A 24,001-nucleotide genomic window follows, 5' to 3' on the forward strand; every position below is an offset into this window, starting at 1 on the left:
CTCAGGGGGTGAGGGTGGTGGCCCAGTCCACCACCTCGGCGTGGAAGTGGTCGGCGTTGGGCGCGTAGTTGAAGGCATGCCCGTAGTTGCCCGGTAGTACGTAGGTCCGCAACCGCGCGGCCGCGGAGAAGTACGGTGCCTCGGCCTGATAAACCGTCTCCGCCGAGGTGCAGTCGATGGCCAGCGGGGAACACAGCAGCGGGTCGTGCCCGCCCAGCGCGAGCAGCACCGGGACGTCCACCAGCAGCGAGTACGGCGACACGTAGGCCACGCCGATCCCGTCGGCGGCCTCGGTCACGGAGAAGACGTCCTTGGTCGCCTCGTCCAGCGCGATCGCCTCCGGCTCGGCCTGCGCGGGCTGGTGGAAGGACTTGTCCCTGGTGCCCGGCTGGGTGGTCAGGTACACCGGGTCCAGAACCTTGCCGGTGAACTTCGGATCGAGCATCGCAGGGTAGAAGTTGGCGAAGGCGGCGGCGACGTTCACCGGGTCGATGCGGTGCGCCAGCCCGGTGAGCAGCACCCCGTCCACATCGTGGAAGGTGGCCGCCTCGATCAGGCTGATCGCCGCGCCGAGCGAGTGCCCGCCGATGATCACCTTTTCGAAGCGCGGCCCGAAGGCACCGGAACGCAGCCGCTGCACCACCCGGTGCATCAGCTCGGCCTGCTGGATCGCGGTGAGGGTGACGCCGAGCGGGATGCTGCTGCGCCCGGTGCCGAGCCGGTCGACCGTGAGCGTGGCATATCCGGCCTCGTTCATCGCCGCGCGGAAGGAGTGCACCCCGGAGGCCGCAGGCGGGTCCCAGTACGTGCTGTTGAACGTGCCGCCTGGGATGAGCAACTGCACCGTTTCGGCCGGTTCCGCGGGTACGCACAGCTTGCCGTACATGGTCGCGGGCAGCAGCGCCACGGTCAGCTCGATGTTCAGCTCGGTGCAGGTGGGTTCGCTCGCCGCGGCCGGTGGCTGCACGGGTGTCAGCGCGGTGCCAGCCCCGAGCGTGACCAGCCCGACGGCCAGGGCGCGCCGCCACCAGGCCTTCCCGTGGCCGGGACGTCGATTACCGGGGTGTCGCAAGGATATTCCTTTCTCTTTTCGGTTTTCCACCTGGATCCCTTTAAATCCTTTGTGGACTAATGACGGGGGATCGGGGTCATCGGGAGCCGGTCGGGGTAGGCCATCCCGAGCACCTTGGTGCGGACCCGCTTGCCCAGCACCGGAACCAGCCGCCAGCGCGCGCCGACCGTGGCCGCGACCACCGCCAGTTCCGCGTGTGCGAACAGCCGTCCCGGGCAGCGGTGCAGCCCTTCACCGAAGGGCAGGTATGCCTCCCTCGGCAGGCTCGCGGCCCGCTCCGGTGTCCAGCGGTCCGGGTCGAACCGGTCCGGATCGGCGAAGTTGCGCGGATCGTGGTGCAGCGCATGCGGGCTGAGCGCGACCTCGGTACCCTGCGGTAGCCGCAGGCCGCCGAGCTCGACCTCCCGCGTGGTCCGCCGCATGATCAGCCAGGGTGCGCGCACCCGCAGCACCTCGTTGATCACCTGCCCGGTGTAGGTCAGCCTGCGCAGGTCCGCATAGCCCGGCACGCGACCGCCCAGCACCGCGTCGACCTCGGCATGGAACCGCCGTTCCACCTCGCGGTGCCTGCCGAGCTCGTGGAAGAGCCAGGCGAGCACGATCGCGCTGGTCTCGGTGCCCGCGGTGAGCAGCGTGACCACCTCGTCCTGCACCTGCTGATCGCTCATCCCCTCGCCGGTCTCCTCGTCCCGTGCCAGCAGCAGCATGGACAGCAGGTCCCCGCGGTCCGTGCCATCGGCCCTCGCCTCCCGCACCATCGCCTGGACGACCCCGCGCACCCTGGCGATGGCCCGGTCGAACCGGCGGTTGCCGGGAATCGGTAGCCGCTCGACCAGCCTTGGCGAGAAGGCCCGCACGATCCCCTCCTTGAGCAGCACCGGGACCGAGCGCTGGATCTCGGTGACCGCGCGCCTGCCGAGTTCGGCCGAGAACAGCGTGCGGCCGATCACGGCGAGCGCGAGGTCCTGCATGCAGCGGTCCACCGCAACCACCCGGCCCGGTTCCCAGGATCCGGTCATCGCCTCGGCCAGCTCGGCCATGATCGTCGTGTACCGGGCGATCCGGCCGCGGTGCAGTGCGGGCTGGACCAGCCTGCGTTGCCGGCGGTAGAAATCACCCGAGGACAGCGCGAGTCCGTTGCCGAAATACGGTCGGAACTTTTCGAAGAAGATTCCTTTCTCGAACTTCTCCGCCTTGGCGGCGAGTACCGTGCCGGCCAGCCGGGGCTCGGTGACCATGTAGGCGGGCAGCGTGCCGAGGTGGATGGTGACCACATCGCCGTACTCGCGCAGGCCGCGGACGAATCGCAACGGCCGGTGCAGCAGCGAGATCGTGTGGCCGAGCAGGGGGAGCCCGCCGGGTGCCACCGGGGCGGCGGGAACCGGTCCAGGGTGGGTTCTCACGGGACACCTTGTCTTCGAGGCCTTCGAGTGATCGAATCGAGGATTTTCTACGGTGAGTGCGAAGCACTGCATACAAGACACCCGTTGCGGCCGTAAAAACATCGCACAATCGGGTGACGGTAGCTGATCTTTGTGGTCGGTAGGCTTCCGGCCGGACCAAATATGGTGAGGTGTCGAAGTGACCGAGAATCCGACATGGACTCCTGCCGGGATCGATATCACCGTACCCAGCGTCGCCAGGGTGTATGACTTCCTGCTGGGAGGCGCGCACAATTTCGAGTCGGACCGCGCGCTGGCAGGCAAGATCGAACAGAGTATGCCCGGGGTTCGGGACGTGGTGCGGCTGAACCGTTCCTTCCTGCGCAGAGCCGTACTTTTCATGATCGAGTCCGGGGTTCGACAGTTTCTCGACATCGGCTCTGGTATCCCGACAGTCGGTAACGTGCACGAGATCGCCCAGCAGGCCGACCCGGAGTGCCGGGTGGTGTACGTGGACAAGGAACCGGTCGCGGTGCGGCACAGCACGGCCCTGCTGGCCGGCGACGACCGGGCCGTCGCGATCCAGGCGGATGTGTGTTCGCCGCGGGAGGTGCTCGGCGATCCGGCCGTGCTGTCCATGCTGGACTTCGACCGGCCGGTCGGTCTGCTCAACCTGTTGCTGTGGCACTTCATTCCGGACGAGGCCGACCCGCAGGGCCTGCTGGCCGCTTACCGGAACGCGCTCGCGCCGGGCAGCTTTCTCGCCATCACCCACACCACCTATGACAGCGAGCCGGACGAGCTTCAGGAGGCGGTGCACGAGGTTCGCCAGCGCAGCAGGCAACAGGCCTTCCCGCGCAGCTACCGGGAGATCACCGCGCTTTTCGACGGCTACCAGCTGGTCGAACCGGGAGTGGTCGGATGCGCGGCCTGGCGGCCCGGCGGTCCTGGTGACATCTCCGAGGACCCTGCCGCCAACGTCCGGCTATACGCCGGCGTCGGCCGCAAGCCGTAGCGATGGTGGAACTCGCTGGTGGCGCGGACCCGGGACTCGCCAGGGCGGGGCGGATCCGGGACTTCCTGCTCGGGGACGGGCACAACCTCGCGGCCGACCGCAGGCTTGCCGCGGAGCTGGAGGCCGCGGTACCGGACATCCGGCAGGTGATCCGGCTGAACCGGATATTCCTGCACCGCGCGGTGTGTTTCCTGCTCGCCGCCGGAATCCGGCAGTTTCTCGATCTCGGATCGAGCGTGCTGGCCGCTGGCAACGTCCGGCAGATCGTGCGGCAGTCCGGCCCCGGTTGCCGGACAGTGCACGTGGACGCCGATCCGATCACGGTACGGCAGGGCAGGTCGCTGCTGGGCGAACTGGCGGACACGGCGGTGCTGCTGGCCGATCCGGCGGACGCGCGCGAGGTGTTCGATCATCCGGACACGCTCGGCCTACTGGATCTGGAGCAGCCGGTCGGAGTGATCATGGTCGACCTGTTGCACTTCCTTCCGGACGCGGCGGATCCGGCCGCGATCGTGGCCGGGTACCGGCGGCGGCTGGTGCCCGGCAGCCAGGTGGTGCTGTCGCACTTCACCGGCGACCACTGGCCCGCGCGGCTGACCCGCGCCACGGTCGAGGTGATGTCCGCCAGCGGGGACCCGATCCACCCCCGTACTCACGAACAGGTGACCGCGATGTTCGCCGGGTTCGAACTGCTCGAACCCGGTGTGGTCGGGGTCGGGGAGTGGCACCCGGATCGGCGCCTTGACCCGGCCGAGGAGCGGGCGGCCGCCGCCCTGCACGTCGGTGTGGCGCGGGTACCATGACTCCGCCGACTACCTCGTGCGAATCGCGAATGACTGTCCGTTCTGCGAATGGTCCGAACGAGGGTAGCGGCTTCGGGGAGATCGCGGCGAGGGGTAGGCTCCTGTTCTCGTGTGCACCGGAATCGAGGGCACCGTGAAAATGATTTTGGCCCGCCGTCAACACGAGTGGATCCGATTCGGGAAGGTGACCTGACGATGTCGCTCCCGGACGACGGCCCGCATCCACTCGCCAGTCACTCGACCGTCCGAGAACAGGCTCGCTGGCGACTGAAACTCGCCAGAAAATGGGCCTACCGGTTGAGCATGACGGTGTATCTCCCGATGCCGCATGAGCAGCTGGAAGAGGAACTGCTGCGGCTGGTCGACATGTTGTGCACGGCCGTCTCCGCGGAACCGTTCGGCACCGAAGCCGCGGCGGAGGCCGGTGCGCGCCTGGTCGAGTTGCACGCCACCGGCCGGACGAGCCTGCAGTGCACGATGGAGATCCTCGGCAGAGGCCTGCTCGCCCGGCAGCTGCCAAGGGACGGGGAGCGGACCGAACGGGTACTCGCGCTGCTGTCCGCACTCGCCTCCGGCTACAGCGAGCGACTGCGGATGTCGGTGTTCGACCAGCAGGAGAGCGTGAACGGCGCGCTGATCGACACCCTGCAGGAGGCGAGCCGGAACCTGCGGGCGAGTGAGGCGCAGTTCGACGAGCTGTTCGCGCGGTCGGCCAGTGGCGTGGTGATCACCGATCTGGACGGGAACCTGGTGCGGACGAACAGTTCCTTCCAGAAGATCCTGGACCGTGGCACCGAGGACCTGGCGGGGCTGAACGTGTTCGACCTGGTCGCACCGGGCGAATCCGCCTCGCTCCGGGATGCCTGGCAGGACCTGCTGCGCGGCGGGCCACAGCTCCCGCAGGTGCAGCAGTGGCGCCGGTTCACCCGCGGCGACGGCGAGACGGTACTGACCAACCTTTCGCTGGCGTTACTGCGCGACGGCGCCGACCGGCCGGAGCGGTACGTGGTGATCATCGAGGACGACACCGAGATCACCCTGCTGCAACGCAGGCTCAGCCACCAGTCCCTGCACGACATGCTCACCGGCCTGCCGAACCGCCAGTACTTCACCAGCAGGCTGGAACAGGTGCTCCGGCAGGCCGACCCCTCGGCCGGCATCACCCTGTACCACCTGGACCTGGACGGGTTCTCGCTGATCGCCGACGGCCTCGGCAGGGCGGCTGGTGACCGGCTGCTGTGTGTCGTGGCCGACCGGCTGGAGCAGGTCGTACGGGCGGAGCGGGCGATGGTGGCCAGGTTCGGCGGCGACGAGTTCGCGATCATGATCGAGAACGGCCCTGCGAGCTCGGATGTGCTCGGCATCGTGCAGGCGATCAACGACACCCTGGCCGAGCCGGTCCAGCTCGCCGATCGCGGGGTCGCCATACCGGCGAGTATCGGCGTGGTGCATCGCCCGCCGCCGGACCTCCCGCCGGACGAACTGCTGCGCGCGGCCGACCTCACCCTGCGCAGGGCGCGGCGCAAGGGCCGCGGGCAGTGGGAGCTGTACGACGCGAGCGAGGACGCGCGGGATCGCACCCGGTTCGGCCTGGCGGCGCAGATGGCGGGCGCCTGGGACAACGACGAGATCAGCGTCGGCTACCGGCCGGTGTTCGGCCTGGCCGAGGGCAGGACCGTCGGGGTGGAGGCGGTGCTGCGCTGGGACCTCGACGGCATGGGCGTACTGGACCACGACCGGTGCGTCGCACTGGCCGAGGAGACCGGGTTGACCGTGCCGCTGGGCGCCTGGCTGCTGCGCACGGCCTGTGCCCAGGTCGCAGGGTACGGTCAGCTCCCGCTGAGCGTGGTGCTGACGCCGAACCAGGCAGGCGATCCGGACCTGGTCAGCAAGGTACTGCGGGCGCTGGAGCAGGCCGACATGCTCGCGCACCGGCTGCGGCTGGTGTTCCCGCTGCCGGAACTGGTGGCCGGGCGCGGCGAGGTACTTGACAACGTGCGGGTGCTCACCGAACTCGGGGTGTGCGTGGTGCTCGGCGACTTCGCTGGCGGGCTGGCCGATCTCGCCGGGCTCGAGGACGTGCCGGTGTGCGCGGTCCGGTTCTCCCGGCGGCTGGTACGTCAGCTGACCCGCCCGGCGGGCCGCTTCGCCATCCGTGCGGAGCTCGCCGGGCTGGTGCGGCTGATGCACTCGGCCGAGGTGCTCGTGGTGGCGGACGGCATCGAGACCGAGGAACAGGCGCGGTGGTGGCGGGAGATCGGCGCGGACCGGGCGCTCGGCGGGTACTTCTCCCCTGGCGAGCCTGCGCAGGACGTCGGCTCCCTCCTGCGCTAGCCGGCCGCTGCTGCCAGTATTGCGGCATGAACCCGTTGACCACGGTCTCCGAACTGCGGAACGCGCTGGACGCGCAGCACCCTCCGACGCTCATCGACGTCCGCTGGAGCCTTGGCGGACCGCCGGGTATCGAGGCATACCGTGCCGGCCACCTGCCAGGGGCGGTGTTCGCCGACCTGGACACCGATCTCGCGGGCCCACCCGGCGCGGGCGGAAGGCACCCGTTGCCGGATATGGCCGACTTCGAGGCGGCCATGCGCAGGCTCGGGGTATGCGCGGGTCATCCGGTGGTCTGCTACGACCAGCGCGACTCCGTGGTCGCGGCGCGGTTGTGGTGGATGCTGCGGTACTGCGGGCACTCCGAGGTGCGGGTGCTGGACGGTGGCTACGAGGCCTGGATGCGGGCCGGGCTGCCGGTGCGGACCGGGATGCAGGAGGCTGCCCGGCCCGGTGACTTCCGGGCCGAGCCCGGCGCGCTGCCGGTGGTCAGCGCGGAGGAGGCCGCGGCCATCGCGCGTGGCGGGTTCCTGCTGGACGCGCGGGCGGGGGAACGTTACCGCGGCGAGGTGGAGCCGGTCGATCCGGTTGCGGGTCACATCCCCGGTGCGGTGTCCGCGCCCAGTATCGACAACGTTGACACCGAAGGATACTTTCGTTCCCCCGCGCGACTGCGGGAGCGGTTCACCGCGCTCGGCATCGATCAAGACGCCGAGGTCGCCGCCTACTGCGGTTCCGGCGTCACCGCAGCGCATGAGGTGCTTGCGCTGCATATGGCCGGGTTCCGGGCCGGGTTGTACGTCGGTTCGTGGAGCGACTGGGTGCGCGATCCCGCGCGGGAGGTGGCCGTGGGTGGCTGAGTTGCTGGTCTAGACCGGTTGGGCCGACGCGGGGTACATTCATCTGTGGTCTAGACCACAGGACATGTTCGCCTTCCACCCTGCGTTAGGGGAACAGCAATGAGATCCACCCTGCATCGAGTGCTCAGAGCCACGGTCGCCGCCTTGCTCACCATCACGGCGGCCGTTGCCCTGAGCACGCCAGCACGCGCGGCGGGCGACCTCACCGCCACGTTCACACTGTCCGGCAACACCGGCGAGTACACGGTCACCAACAACGGCAGTGCCGCGGTCTCCGGATGGGCGGTGACCTTCGAGCTTCCCGAGGGTGTCACCGCCAGCACCGGGGCGCACGGCACGGTGAGCCAGACCGGGACCAGGGTGACCCTGACCCCGGCCTTCTACATCGAGACGCTGCAACCCGGCGCCTCGACCTATCCATACAGTCCGACCTTCCGGCTCAGCTCACCGGTTGAGCCCACCATGTGCCGGGTGGACGACGCGAACTGCGACGGTTCACCGGACACCCCGCCGACGCCACCGGCCAATCCGCGGGTGACGGTCAAGACGACCACCACGGTGGCGCTGGCCTGGGACGCGGCCGGGCCGGGATCGCTTCCGGTCGCAGAGTACGAGGTGTACCGCGGGGAGACCCTCGCCGCCACGGTCACCGGTACCTCGGCCACGGTGACCGGGCTGACCCCGAACACCGAGTACACCTTCACCGTGGTGGCCAAGGACCGCAAGGGAACGGCATCCGAGCCGAGCGCCCCGGTGACGGTCAGCACCAACAACCCGTCCGACGACACGCAGGCGCCGACTGTCCCCGGCAACCTGCGTGCCACCGACGCGACCTCGAGCAGCGTCTCGCTCACCTGGAACGCCGCCACGGACAACACCGGGGTCGCCGCCTACGACGTGTACCGGGACGGCACGCTGAGCACCACGGTGACCGGTACCTCGGCCACCGTGGACGGGCTTTCACCGTCCACAAGCTACTCGTTCACGGTCCGGGCACGGGACGGCTACGACAACACCTCGGCACCAAGCTCCGCGATCACGGTGTCCACAAGCGACGTCGTGGAGGGACACGCCAAGGTCGGGTACTTCGTGCAGTGGGGTATCTACGGCAGGCAGTACTTCGTCAAGAACCTGGACACCAGTGGTGCGGCCGCGCGGCTGACGCATATCAACTACGCCTTCGGCAACATCGACCCGGACGACCTGACCTGCCTGCAGGGGGTCACCAAGGGAACCTCCCCCGACCCGCAGGATCCCAACCAGGGTGACGGCGCGGGTGACGCGGAAGCCGACTACGGGCGGCCGATGAGCGCGGCCCAGTCGGTGGACGGGGTCGGTGACACCGGCTGGGAGGACCTGCGCGGCAACTTCAACGAACTGCGGGAGCTGAAGGCCAAGTACCCGCACCTGAAGGTGATGATGTCGCTCGGTGGCTGGACGTACTCGAAGTACTTCTCCGATGTGGCAGCGACCGAGGCCGCCAGGGAGAAGTTCGTGCGCTCCTGCATCGACATCTACATCAAGGGCAACCTGCCGGAGTACAACGGGGCGGGTGGTCCTGGCAGTGCCGCGGGCATCTTCGACGGTATCGACCTCGACTGGGAGTGGCCGGGTGCCGAGGGGCATGCGGGTAACCACGTCAGCCCGGAGGACAAGCGGAACAACACCTTGCTGATCAAGGAGTTCCGGGAGCAACTCGACGCGCTCGGCGAGCAGACCGGGGAGCGCTACCAGCTCACCGCGTTCACCCCTGCGGACCCGGCCAAGATCGAGGCGGGCTGGGAGCTGAAGGAGGTCGCGAAGTACCTGGACTTCATGAACGTGCAGGGCTACGACTTCCACGGCTCCGGCAGCGACAACTCCTGGGAACCGAACCGCACCGGGCACCAGGGCAACCTGTTCGTGGATCCGGACGATCCCTACGACTTCCACTTCAGCGTGGAGAACGCGATCGACGTCTATCTTGACGCCGGGGTGAATCCGCGCAAGCTGACCATCGGGCTGGCCTTCTACGGACGGGGCTGGCAAGGGGTTGCCGATGGTGGCGCGAACGGTGAATGGCAGTCGGCGAACGGGGCCGCACCGGGGCAGTTCGCCGAGGAAGCGGGTACCCGCGGGTACAGCAACCTGATGTCCAGCGTGTCGAACTGTTCGGTGCACCACGATCCGGTCGCCGTGGCCAGCTACTGCTACACCGGCAACGGCGGGCAGTGGTGGACCTTCGACGACACCTGGTCGATCGAACGCAAGACCGACTGGATCAAGGAGAAGGGCCTGCTCGGCGCGATGATCTGGGAAATGTCCGGGGACACCCGGAACGGAACCCTGATGCGGGCCGTCGATTCCGGCCTGAACTAGAAGGCGGTGGGGTCGTGGGTGTTCCGGCGCGGGGAGCACCCACGACCCGCTGTCGTCAGGCGCTGTCCGCGGTCCGTGCGGCGCCGATCGGTTCGCCGCGGGGCGGGATCCGCTCGGCCGCTTCCGGGTCGATCTTCCGCAGCGAGCCGTTCGCCGTGCCCCGCGCGACGGCCAGCATGGCATGGGTCGCCCTGCGGATCTGTGCCTGCTCGTGCTCGGCCGGCATGGCGCTCAGCTCGACCAGCACGCTCCCGCTGCCACGCAGGCCGTAGGCGTTGCGGGCGATGCCCTGGTAGTTCCCGCCGGGGTACTGGGAGATGTTGCCGCCTGCCGCGTTCATTGCCGCCGCGGCGACCACGGTGACCTGCTTGGAAAGGGTGACGGCCCGCTCGGCCACCTCGGGGTGCGTCGGCCACTTGACCGAGCCGGTGAGCTCCCTGCCCGCATCGTCGCGGTACCGGCCCTGCATGTGGTAGTCCACCACGATGTCCGGCTGGAACCCGGCGTAGTGCCGCTGGATCAGCCCGGCCTCGGTGGCCGGGTTGTCCTCCGGCGCGAGCTCGGGGTTGTGGTAGCGGTTGATGTCGTAGCCCTTGCCCGGTTCGCCGAACTCCGGATCGGCCTCGGGCGCGTAGTTGTACCGCCAGTTCCGTTCATGCCCGTCGGGGTTGGCCCGCACCACGATGTCCACGGTCACTCTGGAGCGCAGCCAGCGCTGGTAGGGACTGTTACCGAGCCCGGTCTCGCGGAGGAACTCCAGCGCGGCGGGTGTACCAAGCGGCTCGTTCCCGTGTTGCTGGGTGAGGTACAGGATGCGCAGCGGGCCGTGGCCGACCCTGGCGCTCCACACCGGCCTGCCCTCGTTCGACCGGCCGATCGGGGAGACCTGGACGGCCCCGCGGCTGAACAGCCGCAGCTTGTGCAGCTCGAAGGCGAGCTTCGCGGTGCTCGGCCGCGGATCGACCCAGCGGTGCCCGCCCTGCTGCTCCGGCGCGGGCGCGGCCTGCGCCGGGGCTGCCAGCAGGGCAGGAAGGACCAGGAAAGCGGATAAGGCGGACAATACGGAAGCGAACCGTGTTTTCCCCATAACGGGTCAGTCTGCCCCGGTGGCGCGGCTACCGGCAAGGCGCCGGTGAAGGCGGTCCCGCCGGTGGCCGCCCGGAGCCGGAGCTCTACAGTTTGCGCATGCCCACCCCTTGGAAACAGGCGCCGCTCAACGTCGTCCGCGGTGGCCTCATCGGCACGGCGGAGACCATCCCCGGGGTCAGCGGCGGCACGCTCGCGCTGGTCACCGGCGTCTACACCAACCTGATCGACGCGGCGGGCGAGCTGCTGAGCGCGTTGCGCCTGCTGTTCGGCGATCTGGCCAAGGGCAAGGGCACCGCACGTGGCCGCACGGCGCTGCGCGGGATCGACTGGGCGCTGGTGCTGCCGGTGCTGGCCGGGATGGCGGTCGCGCTGGTGCTGGCGGCCAAGCTGCTCGCGCCGATCCTGGAGAACCATCCCGAGCACGCGCTCGGCGCCTTCGGCGGCATGATCCTCGCCTCGATCATCGTGCCGCTGCGCGCGATGGGCGCGGCTCCGCGCGGGCTGGACTACCTGCTCATGCTGCTGGCAGCGGTGGCCTGCGCCGTGCTCACCGGGCTGCCTGCCGGAGAGATCGCGGACCCCCCGCTGTGGCTGGTCGGCATCGTGGCGGCCTTCGCGATCAACGCGCTGGTGCTGCCCGGGGTGTCCGGTTCCTTCCTGATGCTGACGGTGGGCATCTACGGCCCGACGATCGCCGCGGTGAACGACCGCAACCTGGCCTACCTCGGGGCGTTCGCGCTCGGTGCGCTGATCGGTCTCGGCCTGTTCGTCAAGGGGCTGCAGTGGCTGCTGCACCACCGTAGGCAGGCCACGCTGGCGGTGATGACCGGGCTGATGATCGGTTCGCTGCGGGCACTGTGGCCGTGGCAGGACGAGGACCGCACGCTGCTTGCCCCCTACGGCGATGTCGGCGGGGTGGTCGCCCTCGCGGTCGCCGGTGCCGTGCTGGTGATCGTGCTGGTGGTGGCCGAGGCCAAGATCCATGCCAGGCAGCACGCCGGCCGGGAGAACGACGGCGCCACCGCGAGCGTGTAGCGGGCCTCAGCCGTGCCGCTGGTCCAGGAAGCCGGTGACCAGCGAGTAGAAGTCGTACGGGCGTTCCTCCTGCAGGTGGTGCCCGGCCCGGTCCATGACGTACAGCTGCCCTCGCTCGATCATCCTGGCCAGCATCAGCGGGTAGTCCGGGGTGAGGAAGGCGTCGTGCATCCCCCAGGCGAACAGCACCGGCGCGGTGATCCGGCCGAGCTGGTCGGTGAGGTCCTGCCACTCGCCCCGCGGCTGGTCGGAGGCCCCGGCCAGGGCCCGCTCGCCGGGGTCGAGGCTCTGCTCGTAGCGCAGCCGCACGGTGGACTCCGGGATGGCGTCCGGGTCGTACCACTCCAGCCGGGCCATCAGCGCGCGCATCTTGGCCAGGCTCGGACCCTCGCCGCCGTAGTAGGCGTCCCTGGCGTTGCGCCCGCGCCTGCCCCCTTCCGGCAGCGGGGCCAGCGGGCCGTAGTGCACTGGCATGCTGCCGGTGACCACCAGGGCCCGCACCCGGTCGGGATAATGGGCGGCGAGGTTCAGCGCGATCGTCCCGCCCCAGGAGTTGCACACGAAGTCGGCGCGGTCGATGCCGAGGGTGTCCAGTAGGGCGACGGTCCTTGCGGCGTGGAAGTCCCACATCGGCCCGGAGATGACGCACTTGTCCGACTTGCCGTACTGCAGGATGTCCACCAGCAGGCAGCGGCGGTCGGCGGCGAACAGCGGCGCCACCGGGCCGAAGTCCGACCAGGCGGTGCAGCCGGGCCCGCCGCCGTGCAGGAAGACCGTCGGGCTGCCGGCGCCGAGGTCGAGGTAGTGGTAGCGGACCCCGTCCGCTTCGGCGAAGTGTCCCGGTGGTTCTGGAGTCACCCTCGGCATCCTGGTCCCGCGCCCGCCCTGTGGGAAAGCGGGCTGTTTCGTTCAGCGGTCCGCCCCGCTGTCCATGGCGCGGGCTTCGCTTAGTCTCGGCTGTCATGCGAACCGAGTTGGAACTGGCCGAAAGCCGGGCACTGGCCCTGGTGGACCGCGAGGAGCACCGGGATCTCGGCCCGGTGCGTACGGTGGACGCGGTGGCCTTCGCCCGCGCGGCGGGGGAGACCGACCCCCGGTTGCTCGACGCCTCCCGGCCGGACTTCCTGGTGCACCCGATGTTCCTGCCCAGCCTGCTGCGCGGGCCCGCAGGGGCGCAGGCGGAGGAGTACCGGCCGGACGGGATGTACCGGGACGAGGTGCCCGGCACCGAAGGGCTGGACGTCCGGCTGATGGCGGGCGGGCAGGAGGTGCGGTTCACCGCGCCGGTGCCGACCGGCGAACCCGTGTGGCTCACCCGCAGGCTGGTTTCGGTGCAGCGCAAGGGAAGCACGGTGTTCCTGCTGCTCACCGTCGACAAGACCTACACGGCAGGCACGCGGGTGCTGGCCGAGGTGACCGAAAGGTTCATCGTCCGATGACCGAGCCCGTGGTGCAGCCCACCGAGTTGGCGGCGGATGCCGTGCGCCTGCTGCGGTTCGGCGCCGTCACGCGCAACGCGCACCGGATCCACTACGACGCGGGCTTCGCAGCCGCGGAGGGTCTGGCCGCCCCGGTCGTCATGGCCCAGCTGCATGGTTGCGGCTTCTTCCGCGCGGCGGCCGAGTGGGCAGGCGATCCGGCGGCCGTGCTTTCGGTGAACTGGCGCAACCGCGCGCCCGCACCCGCCGGGTCCCGGCTGGTCGTCACCGGGACGGTACGCGAGGTGCGGGACGGTCAGGCCGTGCTGGACCTGGAACAGCGCTGCGACGCCGAAACCGTCTGCTGCCACGGCACCGCCACGGTCCGCCTCACCTCCCCAGCGGGGCCCTGAACGTGGCTTTCGCGACGTCAGATGTCTCAATCGTGCCGTTCGCGACGTTGAACGTCCTGATCGCCACGTTCAGGGCACCCCTCCGGTGTGGGTCTGCTGAGCGGAACGGGGTGGTGGATCAGGCGCGGCAGGCGGGTCGATGATCCAGGCCCGCCGATCTCGTACGCGCAGGGAAGGTGTCCTCGATGGCTGGTCCCGATTCGCTGCGATGGCGCCCGCGCGCCGCTGGCAGGCAGGACTGGGCCTCCTGGCCGCACTACGACGCGGCGGGCAGCGGTTTCCCTGGCTACTGGTACCCGGTCACCTGGGGCAGCCATGTCGACGGTACCCCGCGGGCCTTCACCATCTGCGGGGAACGGCTGGTGCTGCTGCGCGACGGCGGGACGGTGTACGCGCTGCACGACCGTTGCCCGCATCGCGGTGTGCCACTGTCCGAAGGGGACCAGCAGTTCCCCGGCACGATCAGCTGTCCCTACCACGGCTGGACCTACCGGCTCACCGACGGCAAGTTGTGCGCGGTGATCACTGACGGGCCGGACTCCCCGATCTGCGGGAAGGTCACCGTCCGGACCTACCCGGTCGCCGAGCGCCTCGGGCTGGTATGGGTGTACGTGCCGATCGCGGACGAGCAGCCGCATCCGATCGACGAGCAACTGCCGGAGGAGCTGGTCGGGAACCGGTTCGTGGTGGGCGGGCGGATCGAACCCCGGCGCGGTAACTGGCGATTCGCCTGCGAGAACGGTTTCGACGAGGGACACGCCAAGTACCTGCACCGCACCTCGCTGTGGCGGCTGTTCAAGCCGATGCCGACCTGGAACCGCACCAGGGTCGTCGGCGACGGCCGATGGATCTACCGGGTGCAAGACGAGGTGCACTGGGAAGCCGACTTCCCCGGTGTGGGCAAGTGGAGCAACCAGCGCTGGTGGAAACTGCGGCCGCCGAAGGAGACCTTCAACATCGGCAACACCGGCAAGCCGAAGAAGATCGACCCGACGATCGCGGCACAGGAGTTCGCCGGGTTCGCCTCGCTGTCCATGCCGGGGGTGCTGCGGATCGTGTACCCCAAGTTCATCCACTACGAGTTCTACGTGCCGGTGGACGACGGCGAGCACCGCTACGTCGGGCTGATGGTGAACTTCACCGCCGGATGGAAGGCGCTCGGGTTCTATCTGAAGTATCTCGGCGGCATCCGCTGGCTGTTCCACGGCCAGTTCTCCGGGCAGGACGCCTGGATGGTGGAGGTGACCGACGCCCCGCCGGAACGGTTGTACCGGCCGGATGTCTCGCTCACCGCCTGGCGCAACCTCGCGGAGAAGGAGTTCACCGCGAAGCTGGAGGTGCACGGGTGCGCAGAATCCTGACCATCGTGGCCGGTGCGGCACTGGCGCTCGGGTGCGGCCTGCTGGGCAGGCGGCTGGCCCGGCGCAGCTCCACGCAGGTGCACCGGGTCGGACGATGAGCAGCCCTGTGTCGAGCCGCGGCAGTAACGGTGACCATCGGGCGCGCACGTGGCCGAAGGCCCCGCTATCGGGGCGGCGGGGCGCGTGCGGTGGTGAGCGTACGCCGGGTCGTGACGGGCGCCCCGTCGGCACGATAGCGGATGCGCGCGGAGCCGCGAAGGAGCAGCGATGACTGCGGCGGATGGGCTCGCCGGGCTGGACGCGCGGCGGCGCGAGTGGACGGAGCGCGCATGGCAGCAGGTCACCGCGGAGCGGTTGCGCGAACTGGTCACCGGGCTGGTGAACGTGCCAAGCCCCACCGGCGACGAGGCGGCGCTTGCCGAGCATGCCGTGGCCGTTCTCGGCGCGAGCGGGATCGAGTCCTGGGTGCAGCCACTGGATGATCGGCAGGCCAATGCCGTCGGCAGGCTGGGCGGCACGGGCAGCGGCCCGGACCTGCTGCTCTACGCCCCGGTGGACACGGTGACCACCGGGGAGGAAGCCCACGACCTGCCGTGGGCCGGTGCCGAACTGCGGCCGGACATGCTGCCCCGTGCGGTGTCGCATGGGGACCACGTGCTCGGGCTCGGCGCCTCCAACCCCAAGGGGCACGCCGCCTGCGTGCTGGCCGCGGCCGAGGCGATCCACCGCGCGGGCCCGGAGCTGAGCGGGGACCTGCTGGTCGCTCTCGGCGCAGGCGGAATGCCGAGCACCGGGCTGGCAGGCAACCCACGGCGCAACATCGGGCACGGCGTCGGCTGCTCCTTCCTGCTGGAGCAGGGGCAGTGGCCGGATTTCGCGGTGATCGCCAAACCGGGCTGGACGGTGTCCTGGGAGGAGGTCGGACTGGCCTGGTTCGAGATCGAGGTGGGCGGGACGCATACCTATGTCGGCTCGCGGCACCGGCTGCCGTACACCAACGCCGTGGAACTTGCAGGCAGGCTGGCGCACGGGCTGGAACGGTGGTTCCCCGAGTACACGGCGCGGAACAGCGACGGGCTGGTGGCTCCCCAGGGCGTGGTGGCCGCGATCGAGGGCGGGACGCGGCGCACGGCGGCGTTCACCCCCGCCTCCTGCCTGCTGCTGGTCGACCTGCGGTTGAGCCCGCGCACCACGCCCGCTGCGGCACGCAGGGAGCTGACCGCGCAGGTGCACCGGCTGGCCGCGGAACTGGGCGGCGTTCAGGCAAAAGTGCGCCAGGTGCTCGCCATCCCCGGGGTGAGTACCGATCCGGACAGCTGGATCTGCCGCGCCGCCATCGAGGCCTGGCGGGCCTTCGAGGCGGCCGAGCATGTGCCGGTCACCGACAACAGCGGGGCGACCGACGCCAACATCCTGCGCGGCAGAGGTGTGCCAACCGTCCGGATCGGAATGCCCAAAGTAGACGATTCCCTGTTCCCGATCGACTTCCAGCTCGGGATGAACACGGTGGACGTGCGGCAGGCGGAGAAACTGACCAGGCATCTCGTCCGGGTCGCGATCGACACGGTGTGCAGGTCACGCGCGGAAGTGGGGTTGGGCTAGATGGCCGAGATCGTACTGGGTATCGGTGCCTCGCACAGCACGTTGATGAACACCCACTGGGAGCAGACCAGCAGGAAGTTCGAGGCACGCCGGTTCCGGTACGCGCTGCACCAGGCGCGGGCCGCGATCGTGGAATCCGGGGCGGACTCGGTGCTGCTGATCGGTTCCAACCATTTCCGCGGCTTCTGGCTGGACCTGATTCCCTCGTTCACCATCGGGGTCGGGGAATGCGTCGCGAGCGGGGAGTCCGGGACGCCGAGCGGGCCGCAGGCGGTGGACGTGCCGCTGGCAAGGCATCTGGTGGACACGCTGGTCGGCTCCGGGCGGTTCGATCTCGCCTACTCCGCGCGGCTGCAGATCGACCACGGCCAGTCGCACGCCATCCAGTACCTGCTGGACGAGTTGGACCTGCCGATCGTGCCGCTGGTGGTGAACGTCTTCGCGCCACCATTGCCCACAATGGACAGATGTGCGAGGCTCGGCGAGGCGATCGGGCAAGCCCTGCGGGAGTTCGAGGGCCGCCGGGTGGCCGTCATCGCCTCCGGTGGCCTTTCGCACCGGCTGCCGTGGCCGGACTGGCGTGAGCCGGATGGCGAGGACGAGGAGTTCATGGTGCGGGCCTGGCTGGACGGCAGGCACAACTGGGCGGAGTACGACACCCGGCGCAGGGAGATCATCCGTGCCGCGGAACCGGTGATCAACAGCGAGTTCGACGAGTACTTCCTGCGCCTGCTGGAGGCCGGCGAGGCCCGCACGCTCGCCGGGTACTCCACCGAGCTGCTCGAGCGGGAGGCAGGCAACGGCGGCCAGGAGCTCCGGACCTGGCTGGTGATGGCGGCCGCGCTGGGCTACGCGCCCGCGCTGCGGCTGGCGTACGAGCCGATGCCGGAGTGGCTGACCGGCATGGGCGCAGCACTGATCGATCCGTGGAGGGCACAGGTATGAGCATCTGGACCGAGCTGACCGGCGTCGACTTCGCACTCGGCATGGTGGACGCCGCCGGGGTACCGACCCGCTCGTTGCGTGCGGGCCATGGCGAGCCGGTGGTGTTCCTGCACGGCACGAGTGGTCACCTGGAGGCCTTCGTGCGCAACATCCCCGCGCACGCGCCGCACTACGAGTGCCACGCCATCGACCTGCTCGGGCACGGCTACACCGGGAAGCCGGACTACCCTTACGAGATCCCGCGCTATATGGAGCACCTGGTGAACTACCTCGACGCCGCGGGGCTGGAGCGGGTGCACCTGGTCGGGGAGTCGCTTGGTGGCTGGGTCGCCGCGCGGGTGGCCGGGGAGTATCCGCACCGGGTGCGCTCGCTGCAACTGCTGGCCGCGGGCGGCATGGTGGCCAACCCTGAGGTGATGCAGCGGATCAAGACCTCCACCACGCACGCCGTGCACACCGACGACATCGAGCTCACCCGGAAGCGGCTGGAGCTGCTGATGTACGACGCGGAGCGCGATGTCAGCCAGGAGCTGGTCGAGGTGCGGCACCGCATCTACCACCAGCCGGAGTTCGTGCGGAACCTGCCGAACCTGCTCTGCCTGCAGGAGATGGAGGTGCGGCAGCGCAACCTGCTGCGCCCCGAGCAGCTGGAGCTGATCAAGGCACCGACCATGGTGATCTGGGGGCACCAGAACCCGTTCGGCGATGTGCCGGAGGCCCAGCGGCTGGCCGAGGCCATCCCGAACTCGGAGCTGCACCTGTTCGGCGAGTGTGGTCACTGGCCGCAGCACGAGCAACACGAGCGGTACAACACGTTGAGCCTGGAGTTCCTCGGGGCAACGAACTAGCGGCAGTTCCACCGGCGCGGTTGGTTGAGGGGACAACCATGTCGTAGGGTGGTCGAGCCGAGCCGACCGGAGGGGGTGCCCTGCTATGACGCTCGCGGATCCCCACTCGCTCCCGGCCGATTCGAAGTCGGTGCTTGGCAAGGCGAAGCTGATCCTGGACGCCTTCGACTCGGACAACGTCGACCTCTCGCTCACCGAGCTGGTCCGGCGCAGCGGGGTGGCCAAGGCAACCGTGCACCGGCTGGCCGGGGAGCTGCTGGAATGGGGCCTGCTGGAGCGGGTGGGTACCCGTTACCGGCTGGGGCTGCGGTTGTTCGAGCTGGGGCAGCTGGTCCCGCGCAGGCGGATCCTGCGGGACGCCGCCCTGCCGTACATGGAGGACCTGCTGATCGCCACGCAGGAGACCGTGCATTTCGGCGTGCGGGACGGGATCGACGTGCTGTACATCGAGAAGATCGCGGGTCATCGGGGCCTGCACTCGCAGTCGCGGGTGGCCGGGCGGCTGCCGTTGTACTGCACGGCCACCGGGAAGATGATCCTGGCGTTCTCCCCGCAGAGCGTGTTCGACGAGGTGGTGCGCGAAGGGCTCACCGCGCTCACCCGGAACACCACGATGTCGGTCGACCTGCTCGGCAAGCAGCTGGCCAGGATGCGGCGGGACCGGATGGCGGTGGAGGTCGAGGAGACCCGCCTCGGCTACATGAGCGTGGCCGTGCCGGTGTTCAGCGGCGGCACCCGCCTGGCAGGCGCCCTCTCGGTGACCGCCCCCACCACGCGGATGAACGTCAACCGGGTCACCGGCGCGCTGCGGGACGCCGGCGCCGGCATCAGCCGGACCCTGCAGTCGATGCGCTGCGCACTGTTCGCCGAGGACGGCGGGGGTTCCGGTATCACCTGCGGCACCGTCATCGACTGCCCCTTCCCCGGCTGCGGCCGCCGCTAACCGGCCAACGCGTGCGCGTGGACGGCCAACGCGTGCGCGTGGGGAGCAAACACGTGCGCGCCGACGGCAAACACGCCGAACCGGTGTGTTTGCCGCTCATGCGCACGCGTTTGCTGCTCATGCGCGTGAGTTTGCCGTTCCCGTGCGGTTGTTGAACAATCACCCGCAGGGGAGGACGACGGCGCGGCCGTTCACCGTGCCTTCGCGGAGCTTGCGCATGGCGAGGGCGATGTCGTCGAAGGCGAAGGACTGGACCCGGAGGCTCAGCGTGCCCGCGGCGAGCAGGTGGGCCATCTCGGGGCCGAGCTCGCGGGCGCGCTGGTCCTTGCGGATCATGTTGACCGGCAGCAGCCGGACATCGCGCAGCAGCCAGCTCGGCAGGTCGATGGACAGCTTGGTGCCGAGGGTGTAGCCGACCAGCGCGGCGCGGCCACCGGGCTGGACCAGGCGCAGCAGGTCGACTAGGCCCTCGCCGCCGACGGTGTCCACCAGCAGCGTGGCCACCGGGTCCTCGCCGAGCTCGGTCACCACGTCCGCGCCGGTGCCCACCACCGGGCGGGTCTTCGGCGGCACCAGCGCGGCCTGCTCGGGACGGGGGACCACGGAGATCACCTCGCTCGCGCCGGCCAGCACGGCGAACTGCGCGGCCATCGACCCCACCGCGCCCGCCGCCCCGGTGACGATCACCCGTTCCCCCGCCTCCAGCGCGCCGACATCGTGCACGGCGACGTAGCCCGTGGTCGTCGGCAGGAAGTAGGAAGCGGCCACCGGCGGCTCCAGCTCGCTGTCCACAACGGATAGCGCACGATCGGAGGCGACCAGGTACTCGGCCCAGCAGCCGTTCTTCACCAGGCCGATGCCCGCGCCACGTACCAGCACCCTGGTCCCGGCCTCGAAGGTGTCCGAGGCCACCACCACCCCGGTGCCGTCCGTGCCGCCGATATGCGGCAGCTCCGGACGCAGCTCGAACTGCCCGCTGGTCACCGTCATGTCCAGATGGCTGAGCGCGGCGGCCTCGATGCGGACCAGGCTCTGCCCTGGATTGCGCGTCGGCGCTGGTACCTCTTCCACCACGGGGTCGGCCCCGAAGGCATGAATCCGTGCGGCCCGCATGCGGCCTCCATTTCTCCGGTCTGGTTAGTCGAGCGCCCGAGCTGCCCGCAGCCGCTCGATGTCCTTCGCGGTCATACCGAGTACCTCCCGCAGCACGGCGTCGGTATCGGCGCCGAGCAACGGCGCGGGGCTGCGCACGCCGCCCGGGGTGTCGGCCAGCTGTACGGTCAGGCCCTCGTGCAGGAACGCACCCGCGGCCGGGTGCTCGGCGTGGACGTAGAAGCCCCGCGCCCGCAACTGCGGGTCGTGCTCAACCAGGTCCCGGCCGTCCTGCACCACCCCCGCAGGGATCCCGTTGTCCTGCAACACCTCTGCCACCCAACTCGCCGGGAGGCTGCGGGTCCACTCGCCGATTGCCTTGTCCACGAGGTCGGCATGCGCCCTGCGCCCGGCGGCATCGGCCAGTTCCGGATCGGCGCCAAGGTCCGCCCTGTCGAGCACCTCGCACAGCGCGGCCCACTCGGCGTCCGAGCGGACCGCGATGGCGCACCACCGGTCCCTGCCGAGGCACTGGTACACCCCATGCGGTGTCCACTGTGGATGGGTGTTGCCGCGCGGGCCGTCATCCCTGCCGAGCGCGGTCCATTCCAGCAGGCTGGTGCCCATATGCGCGGCGAGTGCCTCCAGCTGGGACAAGTCGACATGCTGGCCCCGACCGGTGTCCGCGCGGTACTCCAGCGCGGCCATCGTGGCGAGCGCGGCCTCCAGCCCGGCGACGATGTCCCCATGCCCGTAGATGACCCCGACCACCTCGTCCGGACCCCAGCCAGTCAGCCCGGTCAGGCCCGCGCTGGCCGAGATGGTGTCCGCATAGGACACCCAACCGCTGCGCGGGCCGGTATGGCCCATCCCCGACATGCTCACGTAGATGACGTCGTCCCGTAGCTCGCGCATGGCCGCGTAGTCCAGGCCCAGCTTACGCATGACCTTGGCGCTGAAGTTCTCCACGACCACGTCGCTGGCCGCGATCAGCTTGCGCAACACCGCGAGGCCGTCCTCGGTGCGCAGGTCCAGGGTGATGCTGCGCTTGTTCCGGTTGACGTTGTTGAAATAGCCGCTGGTGTCCGGGTCGTCGTGCGGGCCGCGGGACAGGTGCATGAACGGAGCGAAGCGGGTCGGATCCGGTCTGCTCGCGGATTCCACCTTGATCACTTCGGCCCCGTGGTCAGCGAGTATCCGGGTGCAATATGGACCCGCGAGCACCCAACTGAGATCGAGAACCCGGACTCCGGTGAGTGCGGGACCGGACACGCCGGGTGCCTCCCCGGGCAGAAAACGGCTGGGCGACTGCCAATCAGCCGCCGGAGCACCGAGCTCGGGCGCGGCGAGCTCGGTGCTCCGACGACCCTCCGGGAAGGCGAACGGAAAGCCGAGATCCTTTCGCGTCTTTCCGTTCTGTGCTCGCACGTCGACGAAGAAGCCACGACCGAGCAACTGTGGATTCTCCAGCAACTCGGGCGGTCGGTCCACCGCCGCCCAGGGCAGTTTTCGCGCCTGTGCCTCTTGGGCGAACTCGGCCTTCGGCCATTTGGCGGCATAGTCCTGCACCACTTTGAAGATGTGCGCCTGCTGCCGCTGTCGAGTTTCCCCTTCGTTCCAGCGTGGATCGTCCAGGTCGGCCTGCGCGCCCGCCTCGATCAGCCAGGCCAGCAGGTCGTCCCACATTCGGGGATTACCACCGAGTCCGCCGCCGAGGTGCCCGTCGGCGGCGCGGAAAAGGCCGTGCGGCACCAGCGGGTGCACCCGGCCCGGCCGCGGCGCCACCCGGTCCTCGTGCAGGTAGACCAGCGCGCCCGCCTCCAGGCTCGCGGCCACACTCTCCAGTGCGGACACCTCGATCCGCTGGCCCTGCCCGGTGCGCCTGCGGGCACGGAGCCCGAGCAGCGCACCGATGGCGGCATTGACACCGGCGAGCTGCTCGGCCTGCCCTTGCGGCAGGTTCAGTGGTGGTCCCTCCGGATCACCGACCTGGGCCAGCATCCCACCGAGCGCGGCCACCACCAGGTCGGTGCCCGCCCAGTCGCGGCGCGGACCGTCGGTGCCGAACGGGGTAACCCGCAGGTGCACCAGCGTGGGATGCCGCGGCACCGGGAACTCACCGACGACCTCGGCATCCGCCGGGCTGCCGTCGAGCAGCACGTCCGCCCCTGCGAGCAGTTCGGCCAGCTCCACCCGACCCCGCGTGGTGGTGAGGTCGATCGGGCGGGTCCGCTTACCCGCATGCCAATGCGCGAACGCGAGGCCGTCGAGCTCGTACCTGGCCGGATCGCCCTGCGGCGGTTCCACCAGCACGACCTCGTGGCCGAGACCGACGAGCAGTCGCCCCGCGAACCGGGTGAACGGGCTGGACAGCTCGACGACACGAACACTGGGCTCGGTCACGTTTCCTCCACTCCGTGTCGGAGAACGTAAAGAGCCTGCCTGACCTGGAAAAGCTTCACGGTCCGCTGGGCGGACCCTGGCGCAGCCCGCGCAGGGTCTCGACGAAGGTCTGGGCCCGGCGGGTCGGCCGGTTCGCTCGCGCCGTGACCACGCCGATCCGGATGCTCGGGATGTCGTCCTCGATCTCCAGCGGATGCACCTGGCCGCCGTCGTAGGTGACCTGCGTGGCCACCCGCTGGTTCAGGATGGTGAAGCCCATCCCGGCTGCCACCAGCGCCCGCATCCCCTCGAAGCTGGTGGTCGGCACGATGCCCGGGATTCCTGGCAGCACCTCGCCGAGCAGGTTGCGCACGAACTGTCCCGGTTCCACCAGGTCGAGCAGTACCAGCGGGCGGCGGGCCAGCTCGGCAAGCGTGGCCGAGTCCGCGCTGGCCAGCGGGTCGTCCGCGGAGACCAGCGCGTACGGCCGCAGCTCGGCCAGCGGCTCGAACTCCAGGTCGTCGGACAGCCCGATGTCGTAGCAGAGCACCAGCTCGGAAAGGCCCTCGCGCAGGCTGTCGAACAGCTGGCCGGTATCGGCCTCCTGTACCCGCACCGTGAGTTCCGGATGCTGCTCGCGCAGCCTGCGCAGCGCGGGCGGGATGAGGAACGGCACCAGGGTGACGAAACAGCCGATGTCCAGCGTCCCGCTGATCTCCTCCTGCAACGTGCGGCTGTCGCCAACCAGGTCGTCCACCTGCCGCAGCACGGCGCGGGCACTGGCCAGCAGCGGCCTGCCTGCCGAGGTGAGCGAGATGCCCCTGGCGTGGTGCCGGACGAACAGCTGGCAGCCGAGCTGCCGCTCCAGCCGGATGATCGCCGAGGACAGCGCCGACTGGGTAGTGTGCAGGCGCTCCGCGGCGAGCGACATGGTGCCGGCCTCGGCGGCGGCGACGAAGTACTCGAGCTGGACAAGGCTGAAGGCGGGCCTGCCGGTCATGCGGCTACATTACGTTTCGCGATCTAGTTCAACAATAAGTACTTCTTGATTG

The 24,001-nt window shown here is 69.7% G+C and carries 20 protein-coding genes; 13 read left to right on the forward strand and 7 right to left on the reverse strand.

Annotated elements, in window-relative coordinates; all coding sequences use genetic code 11:
- Nucleotide 1 precedes the first annotated feature (1 nt).
- Nucleotides 2–1,072 carry an alpha/beta hydrolase gene (locus tag KOI47_RS08080; RefSeq protein WP_232376612.1) on the reverse strand — a complete coding sequence of 357 codons (1,071 nt, stop codon included), beginning with the start codon at nucleotides 1,070–1,072 and terminating at the stop codon, nucleotides 2–4.
- A 56-nt stretch (nucleotides 1,073–1,128) separates the two neighbouring features.
- Nucleotides 1,129–2,475, reverse strand: coding sequence for a cytochrome P450 (locus tag KOI47_RS08085; protein WP_232376613.1), 1,347 nt, complete (start codon nucleotides 2,473–2,475; stop codon nucleotides 1,129–1,131).
- Nucleotides 2,476–2,653: 178 nt separating this feature from the next.
- Between KOI47_RS08085 and KOI47_RS08090 the strand changes: the two genes are divergently transcribed.
- The 5 genes from KOI47_RS08090 to KOI47_RS08110 all read left to right on the forward strand — a co-directional run bounded on the left by KOI47_RS08090 (nucleotide 2,654) and on the right by KOI47_RS08110 (nucleotide 9,821).
- Nucleotides 2,654–3,469: an SAM-dependent methyltransferase gene (locus KOI47_RS08090; protein WP_216215369.1), complete on the forward strand. Its 816-nt coding sequence runs from the start codon at nucleotides 2,654–2,656 to the stop codon at nucleotides 3,467–3,469.
- Between the two features lie 2 nt (nucleotides 3,470–3,471).
- Nucleotides 3,472–4,272: an SAM-dependent methyltransferase gene (locus KOI47_RS08095; protein ID WP_216215370.1), complete on the forward strand. Its 801-nt coding sequence runs from the start codon at nucleotides 3,472–3,474 to the stop codon at nucleotides 4,270–4,272.
- 303 nt (nucleotides 4,273–4,575) lie between these two features.
- A complete protein-coding gene (locus KOI47_RS08100) occupies nucleotides 4,576–6,606 on the forward strand; it encodes a putative bifunctional diguanylate cyclase/phosphodiesterase (RefSeq protein ID WP_216215371.1) in 2,031 nt (676 codons plus the stop codon).
- A gap of 26 nt (nucleotides 6,607–6,632) precedes the next feature.
- Entirely contained in the window at nucleotides 6,633–7,463 is an 831-nt protein-coding gene (locus KOI47_RS08105; protein WP_216215372.1) for a sulfurtransferase, read from the forward strand.
- Nucleotides 7,464–7,562: 99 nt separating this feature from the next.
- Nucleotides 7,563–9,821, forward strand: coding sequence for a glycosyl hydrolase family 18 protein (locus KOI47_RS08110; protein ID WP_216215373.1), 2,259 nt, complete (start codon nucleotides 7,563–7,565; stop codon nucleotides 9,819–9,821).
- Nucleotides 9,822–9,876: 55 nt separating this feature from the next.
- On the opposite strand, the gene KOI47_RS08115 is transcribed toward KOI47_RS08110, so the two are convergent.
- Nucleotides 9,877–10,881 (reverse strand): M14 family zinc carboxypeptidase, encoded by a 1,005-nt coding sequence (locus KOI47_RS08115; RefSeq protein ID WP_232376615.1) that lies wholly within the window; start codon nucleotides 10,879–10,881, stop codon nucleotides 9,877–9,879.
- 125 nt (nucleotides 10,882–11,006) lie between these two features.
- On the opposite strand from KOI47_RS08115, the gene KOI47_RS08120 reads away from it, so the two are divergent.
- Nucleotides 11,007–11,945 carry a DUF368 domain-containing protein gene (locus tag KOI47_RS08120; protein ID WP_216215375.1) on the forward strand — a complete coding sequence of 313 codons (939 nt, stop codon included), beginning with the start codon at nucleotides 11,007–11,009 and terminating at the stop codon, nucleotides 11,943–11,945.
- 6 nt (nucleotides 11,946–11,951) lie between these two features.
- On the opposite strand, the gene KOI47_RS08125 is transcribed toward KOI47_RS08120, so the two are convergent.
- Entirely contained in the window at nucleotides 11,952–12,803 is an 852-nt protein-coding gene (locus tag KOI47_RS08125) for an alpha/beta fold hydrolase (RefSeq protein WP_216215376.1), read from the reverse strand.
- A gap of 104 nt (nucleotides 12,804–12,907) precedes the next feature.
- Here KOI47_RS08125 and KOI47_RS08130 point away from each other — a divergent pair, with 104 nt between their 5' ends.
- The 7 genes from KOI47_RS08130 (at nucleotide 12,908) to KOI47_RS08160 (ending at nucleotide 19,475) form a co-directional block, all read left to right on the forward strand.
- On the forward strand, nucleotides 12,908–13,384 hold the full coding sequence (locus tag KOI47_RS08130; RefSeq protein ID WP_216215377.1) for an FAS1-like dehydratase domain-containing protein: 477 nt from the start codon (nucleotides 12,908–12,910) through the stop codon (nucleotides 13,382–13,384).
- Nucleotides 13,381–13,776, forward strand: a complete 396-nt coding sequence (locus KOI47_RS08135) for a hotdog family protein (protein ID WP_216215378.1) — start codon at nucleotides 13,381–13,383, stop codon at nucleotides 13,774–13,776. The genes KOI47_RS08130 and KOI47_RS08135 overlap by 4 nt, the downstream gene beginning before the upstream one ends.
- A gap of 185 nt (nucleotides 13,777–13,961) precedes the next feature.
- On the forward strand, nucleotides 13,962–15,137 hold the full coding sequence (locus tag KOI47_RS08140) for an aromatic ring-hydroxylating dioxygenase subunit alpha (RefSeq protein ID WP_216215379.1): 1,176 nt from the start codon (nucleotides 13,962–13,964) through the stop codon (nucleotides 15,135–15,137).
- A 267-nt stretch (nucleotides 15,138–15,404) separates the two neighbouring features.
- Nucleotides 15,405–16,739: a M20 family metallopeptidase gene (locus KOI47_RS08145; RefSeq protein WP_216215380.1), complete on the forward strand. Its 1,335-nt coding sequence runs from the start codon at nucleotides 15,405–15,407 to the stop codon at nucleotides 16,737–16,739.
- A complete protein-coding gene (locus tag KOI47_RS08150) occupies nucleotides 16,740–17,684 on the forward strand; it encodes a DODA-type extradiol aromatic ring-opening family dioxygenase (protein ID WP_216215381.1) in 945 nt (314 codons plus the stop codon). It begins immediately after the preceding gene.
- A complete protein-coding gene (locus KOI47_RS08155; protein WP_216215382.1) occupies nucleotides 17,681–18,532 on the forward strand; it encodes an alpha/beta fold hydrolase in 852 nt (283 codons plus the stop codon). Before KOI47_RS08150 ends, KOI47_RS08155 begins: the two co-directional genes overlap by 4 nt.
- 85 nt (nucleotides 18,533–18,617) lie before the next feature.
- Nucleotides 18,618–19,475: an IclR family transcriptional regulator gene (locus KOI47_RS08160; RefSeq protein WP_216215383.1), complete on the forward strand. Its 858-nt coding sequence runs from the start codon at nucleotides 18,618–18,620 to the stop codon at nucleotides 19,473–19,475.
- Between the two features lie 159 nt (nucleotides 19,476–19,634).
- Here the strand turns inward: KOI47_RS08160 and KOI47_RS08165 are convergent, their stop codons facing one another.
- The 3 genes from KOI47_RS08165 to KOI47_RS08175 are packed head-to-tail and all read right to left on the reverse strand — an operon-like array spanning nucleotide 19,635 to nucleotide 23,949.
- On the reverse strand, nucleotides 19,635–20,588 hold the full coding sequence (locus tag KOI47_RS08165; protein WP_216215384.1) for a quinone oxidoreductase family protein: 954 nt from the start codon (nucleotides 20,586–20,588) through the stop codon (nucleotides 19,635–19,637).
- Between the two features lie 24 nt (nucleotides 20,589–20,612).
- Nucleotides 20,613–22,970 carry a CaiB/BaiF CoA-transferase family protein gene (locus KOI47_RS08170; RefSeq protein ID WP_216215385.1) on the reverse strand — a complete coding sequence of 786 codons (2,358 nt, stop codon included), beginning with the start codon at nucleotides 22,968–22,970 and terminating at the stop codon, nucleotides 20,613–20,615.
- A gap of 55 nt (nucleotides 22,971–23,025) precedes the next feature.
- Nucleotides 23,026–23,949 carry a LysR family transcriptional regulator gene (locus tag KOI47_RS08175; RefSeq protein ID WP_216215386.1) on the reverse strand — a complete coding sequence of 308 codons (924 nt, stop codon included), beginning with the start codon at nucleotides 23,947–23,949 and terminating at the stop codon, nucleotides 23,026–23,028.
- Between the last annotated feature and the right edge of the window lie 52 nt (nucleotides 23,950–24,001).

Origin of the sequence: Amycolatopsis aidingensis, from assembly GCF_018885265.1 — a bacterium.
Lineage (GTDB): Bacteria > Actinomycetota > Actinomycetes > Mycobacteriales > Pseudonocardiaceae > Amycolatopsis > Amycolatopsis aidingensis.